This is a genomic window from uncultured Streptococcus sp. (genome assembly GCF_938036805.1).
Lineage (GTDB): Bacteria > Bacillota > Bacilli > Lactobacillales > Streptococcaceae > Streptococcus.
This window is the reverse complement of sequence record NZ_CALHWC010000113.1, coordinates 1-5,633: the sequence shown is the minus strand read 5'-3', so window position 1 is coordinate 5,633 and position 5,633 is coordinate 1. Positions and strand designations below refer to the sequence as shown.

At 45.4% G+C, this 5,633-nt stretch carries 4 protein-coding genes; 2 read left to right on the top strand and 2 right to left on the bottom strand.

Features of this window, described 5'->3' with window-relative positions; translation table 11 throughout:
- Positions 1-57: 57 nt before the first annotated feature.
- On the bottom strand, positions 58-702 hold the full coding sequence (locus Q0191_RS04330) for an HAD family hydrolase (RefSeq protein ID WP_297664153.1): 645 nt from the start codon (positions 700-702) through the stop codon (positions 58-60).
- A 213-nt stretch (positions 703-915) separates the two neighbouring features.
- Positions 916-2,208 carry an adenylosuccinate synthase gene (locus Q0191_RS04325; RefSeq protein WP_297664152.1) on the bottom strand — a complete coding sequence of 431 codons (1,293 nt, stop codon included), beginning with the start codon at positions 2,206-2,208 and terminating at the stop codon, positions 916-918.
- A gap of 301 nt (positions 2,209-2,509) precedes the next feature.
- On the opposite strand from Q0191_RS04325, the gene gshAB reads away from it, so the two are divergent.
- Positions 2,510-4,762, top strand: coding sequence for a bifunctional glutamate--cysteine ligase GshA/glutathione synthetase GshB (gene gshAB / locus Q0191_RS04320; protein WP_297664151.1), 2,253 nt, complete (start codon positions 2,510-2,512; stop codon positions 4,760-4,762).
- A 228-nt stretch (positions 4,763-4,990) separates the two neighbouring features.
- Positions 4,991-5,633 (top strand): hypothetical protein (locus Q0191_RS04315; RefSeq protein ID WP_297664150.1); only part of this gene is annotated, 643 nt, incomplete at its 3' end.

Below are 5,633 nucleotides of genomic sequence, written 5' to 3'. Positions count from 1 at the left end.
TAAGCTCTCTGAATATTGATGATTTTGGAAATATCGCCACTTAGAATCTCAAAAAGATTAGCCGATAAAAGCTGCAATATCGCTAACTTCTCGGGCAATATAGGTGGCGCCGGCTTCTTCCAATTCTTCCCTGCTACCAAAGCCATAAAGAACGCCGATAGAATCAAGCTTTTGCGCTTGAGCGCCAAGCACATCGTGCTCCCTGTCTCCAATCATGATGGTATGCGCCAAGTCTGTAATCTGATTTTGTTCTAGGGCATACTGGATAACATCGCTTTTTTTACTACGTTTTCTGTCCATGGTCGCGCCAGCGACAAAGTCAAAATAGTCATACAAACCAAAATGTTTGAGAATTTGAATGGAAAATTCTTCAGGTTTTGACGTAGCTACAATCAACTGCTTACCAGCCTGCTTCAGGGAAGCCAGCAAGTCTGGAATACCTGGATAGACCTCATTTTCATAAAGACCTTTTTCGGAAAAGTACTCATGATAGTAGTCAATGGCCTCTAAACATTCTTCCTTAGAAAATCCATAAAAGCGCTCAAAAGAATCTTGCAAGGGCGGACCGATAAAAACTCTTAATGCTTTCTTGTCTGGCACTTGGATCCCATATTTTCCTAAGGCATAGGCCACCGAGTTGGTAATCCCTAGTTCTGAATTGGTCAAGGTGCCGTCTAGGTCAAATAAAATCGTTTGATACATCTTTTCCTCTTTCTGCTTTCAAAAAGAGAGTGGGACAGAAATCGGTAATTCGTTAGAATTCGATTTCGTCGTCTCACCTCCGCACAGTTGAGTAGGGCTGTAAAAACTGATGAAATCAGCGTAGTAGAGCCCACTCAACCACTGCGTCTTGCTCGACAATCCAAAGACAATTGAGAGGCTAGGACTTTTGTCCCAGCCTCTGTCTTCATTTGCTTATAAACTTGACCAAGCACTTTCCAAGATATTGGTTTGCTCGCGACCTGGTCCGACTGAGAAGGTCGAAATGCGGACACCGACCAGCTCGCTGACACGGCGAACATAATTGCGGGCATTTTCTGGCAGGTCTTCTAGGCTGCGGACACCAGTGATGTCTTCTGACCAACCTGGCAATTCTTCATAGATTGGCTTGCAGCGCTTGAGCTGCTCCAGACTTGCTGGGTAATGGTCGATTCGCTCGCCATCCAAATCGTAAGCCACGCAGATTTTGACTGTATCCAGACCACTCAAAACGTCAATGGAATTGAGGGAAAGATTGGTAATTCCTGATACGCGGCGGCTGTGACGCATCACAACGGAGTCAAACCAGCCCACACGACGTGGACGGCCAGTCGTTGTACCGTATTCATGACCCACTTCGCGAATGCGTTCGCCCACTTCATCAAACAGCTCTGTTGGGAATGGTCCATCACCGACACGGCTCGTATAGGCTTTGCAGACACCAACAACTTTGTCAATCTTGCTTGGACCAACACCTGAACCGATCGTCACCCCACCAGCAACTGGGTTAGACGAAGTTACAAACGGATAGGTACCTTGGTCAATATCCAGCATGACGCCTTGTGCCCCTTCAAAGAGGACACGCTTGCCTTGATCTAGAGCGTCATTGAGGATGACAGAGGTGTCGGTCACATACTGCTTGATTTGCTGACCATATTCATAATATTCTTCAAAAATATCGTCAATGTTCATGGCTTGGCTATCGTACAATTTCTCAAAGAGGCGGTTTTTCTCAGCTAGATTCCGCTCCAAGCGCTCTCTGAAAATGTCTTTATCCAAGAGGTCTGCGATACGGATACCAACACGCGCAGCCTTGTCCATGTAGGCAGGACCGATTCCCTTGATCGTGGTACCAATCTTATTGTCGCCTTTAGCTTCCTCTTGCAGACGATCTAGCTCGATATGGTAAGGCAGGATGACATGGGCACGGTCTGAAATACGCAAATTATCTGTGGTAACACCTTCTTGGTGCAGATAAGCCAACTCCTTGACCAGAGATTTAGGATTGACCACCATCCCATTTCCAATCACTGAGATCTTTTCTGGGAAGAAAATTCCTGACGGAATTAAATGCAATTTATATTTTTTCCCGTCAATCACAATCGTATGTCCAGCATTATCACCGCCTTGGTAGCGGGCGATCACTTCAGCATTGGCCGAAAGGAAATCCGTAATTTTCCCTTTTCCTTCATCTCCCCATTGGGTTCCTACAACAACAACTGATGTCATAATTTCGTCTGAGCCGCGAGAGCTCTTCCTTTCTTAATCTACAAGGCAGGAGTTTCACCTGCAAACGTATCTTACACCTTATTATAAGAAAATTTTGAATTTTTTTCAAGATTGAGCACCTTTTAAATTTGGATTTTCACCTTTGAAAGCGAATAATTCTTTTTGGATTTTCCCATTTTCACGAAATATATCTACTAAATATCGATAAAAGTTCGGAAATTCATTAAAAACGTAGTGAATAGTTGTTTTCTGGCCTTTTTTATAATAGACTGAAAGTACTATACTAAGGACGGAAAAAATAATGACTATTGATCGTTTACTTGAAAAGCTAGACCCTGCCAGCCCGATCTTACAGGCGACTTTTGGACTAGAAAGAGAATCCCTACGCGTGACAGAGGCTGGGACACTGGCATCAACTCCCCATCCCAGCTCTCTGGGTTCTCGGAGTTTTCATCCCTATATCCAGACGGATTTTAGCGAGCAACAGCTCGAATTAATTACGCCCATCGCCTCTTCAACTCAGGAAGCCCGTCGCCTACTGGGTGCCATCACCGATGTAGCTGGACGCTCCATTCCCCAAGATGAACTCATGTGGCCCTTGTCCATGCCTCCCCAACTCCGAGAAGACGAGATTGAAATTGCCCACCTCGAAAATACCTACGAACTCCATTATCGGCAAGGTTTAGCGGAAAAATACGGAAAACGGCTCCAGACCATTTCCGGCATTCATTACAATATCGAGTTAGGAAAAGATTTGATGACGTCTCTCTTTGAGGCTAGTGACTTTTCTTCCTTCAAGGATTTTAAAAATGCTCTCTATCTCAAATTAGCTCGCAATTTCCTCCGTTTCCGCTGGTTCTTGACCTATCTTTATGGTGCAGCTCCACTGGCAGAAGCTGGCTTTTACGATGAGTCAGTTGAGGCTCCTGTTCGCTCACTCCGCAATAGCCATCACGGCTACGTCAATGAGGAGCATGTCCATGTGTCATTTAGCTCGCTGGAAAGCTATGTCTCGGACATCGAGGCCTATGTCAAGTCTGGCGACCTAAGTGCAGAAAAGGAATTTTACTCGCCTGTGCGCTTTCGCGGTCAAAAACGAAATCGAGATTATCTGGAACAAGGCATTACTTACTTGGAACTGCGCTGTTTCGACCTCAATCCTTTCGACGTTTTAGGCATTAGTCAGGAAACCTTGGACACGGTCCATCTCTTTCTCTTGGCTCTATTGTGGCTGGATGATGTGACAGATAGTGATACACAGCTACAAGCCGCTTATGCTCTCAACGATGCTGTTGCTCTGGCTCACCCCTTGACTTCTCTACCTCCTGAGGCCGACAGCTCAGCTATTCTCCAAGCTATGGAAAATGTGATCCAGCATTTCAATCTCCCTGACGCCTACCGTCAATTGCTAGCGCAAGTCAAGGCTACACTGGCTGAGCCCAAACTGACTCTGGCAGGCCAATTATTACCTCATATTGAGAAGAATTCCCTCTTAGATTTTGGACTTGCAAAAGCGCGGGAATTTCGAGATTACGCCTGGACTGCACCCTACGCCCTCAAGGGCTATGAAAAGATGGAGCTTTCCACTCAAATGCTTATGTTTGACGCTCTCCAGAAAGGCCTCCATCTCGAAATCCTAGATGAAAATGACCAATTTCTCAAGCTTTGGCGTGGTCAGCATGTGGAGTATGTCAAGAACGGCAACATGACCTCCAAGGATAACTATGTCATCCCTCTGGCTATGGCCAATAAAACAGTCACCAAAAAGATTTTGGCAGCAGCTGGCTTTCCCGTTCCGGCTGGAGCAGAATTTTCTTCTCTTGAAGAGGGACTGGCCTACTACCCTTTGATTAAGGACCGACAAATTGTTGTCAAACCTAAGTCAACCAACTTCGGACTGGGCATCTCTATCTTCCAAGAACCAGCTAGTCTGGAAGCTTATCGCAAGGCTTTGGAGATCGCTTTTTCAGAAGACGCTGCCGTCTTGGTGGAGGAATTCATCGCTGGAACGGAATACCGTTTCTTTGTCTTAGACGGTCAATGTGAGGCAGTCCTCTTGCGCGTGGCAGCTAATGTCGTCGGAGACGGTCAGCATACCGTGAGAGAATTGGTTGCCATCAAAAACGACAATCCCCTACGCGGGCGCGACCATCGTTCACCGCTTGAAATCATTGAACTGGGCGACATTGAACTGCTCATGCTGGACCAGCAAGGCTATGGACCAGATGACATCTTGCCTGATAGAGTCAAGGTTGACTTGCGGCGCAATTCCAATATTTCTACTGGCGGAGACTCGATTGACGTCACAGACAGCATGCACCCATCTTATAAAGAACTAGCTGCGGACATGGCAAAGGCTATGGGAGCTTGGGCCTGTGGCGTTGACCTGATTATCCCTGACAGCTCTGCTATTTCCACAAAGGAAAATCCCAACTGTACCTGCATCGAGCTTAACTTCAACCCCTCTATGTATATGCACACCTATTGTGCTGAGGGGCCGGGACAAAGCATCACCCCGAAAATACTGGCCAAACTTTTCCCAGAAATGGACTGATAAAACAAGAATCGCAGGATATTCCCTGCGATTTTTGCTTGTCTACTTGCAATAATTTTGCTTTACAAACAAGGCATCCTTTCGGGAAAGGAAGCAAGGCTCTTTCTTGATGAGGCAAGCATTCTCAGCAAATCTAAAAGTGCGATTGAATATATCAATCTTTCTCCTTCAAAAACTAGCTTTTATGTTAAAATAGAGATATCACATTGAGAAGAAAGAGAAAGGTTTATGTCGAGAAGAAAGAATAATTCAAACCAGCAGCCGGAATGGTTTAGCTGGATTTGGATACTTGCAATTATATTTGGTTCTGGAGTGATAGCCAGCTATCTGATCCCCATTGCTATTTTGGGAGGTGTTGGCTACGGAATCTATCGCTACCAAAAGCAGAAAAAAGTTCGTATTGAAGCTAAGCAAGCCAGCATCGGCCGCATTGAAGATTTAAAGGCAGAGATTGGTCAGGCTGACCGCCGTATTAGAGAATTGGAAAGCTACCAAGAATTCGGCAAGAAGGAAGCCTATCAGACTTTAGCTCTGCAAATTCTTCCCCAGCTCTCCTATATCAAAAGTGTTGCCGACAACCTTCAAGGGGAAATCCCTGCCTCTGTCTATCAGCGCATTCAGACTAAAATTACTACTGTAACCGAGGAAATTGATAAACAACTGCAAAAGATTGAACAAGAGAAAAGACAAAAAGAAGCACAGCCTAAGAAAACTAGCCTAGAAGAGCTAGCTCCAGAATTGGTCGCTACGGTTCGCAATATTCAGATTGACCACGAGGCCATTCTGCAAAAAATCTCTCAATCCGAAAGCAACAATAAGGAAGAGCTGACTGCCATTCATCAGTCCCAGATGGAGCACTACGAAGATATTT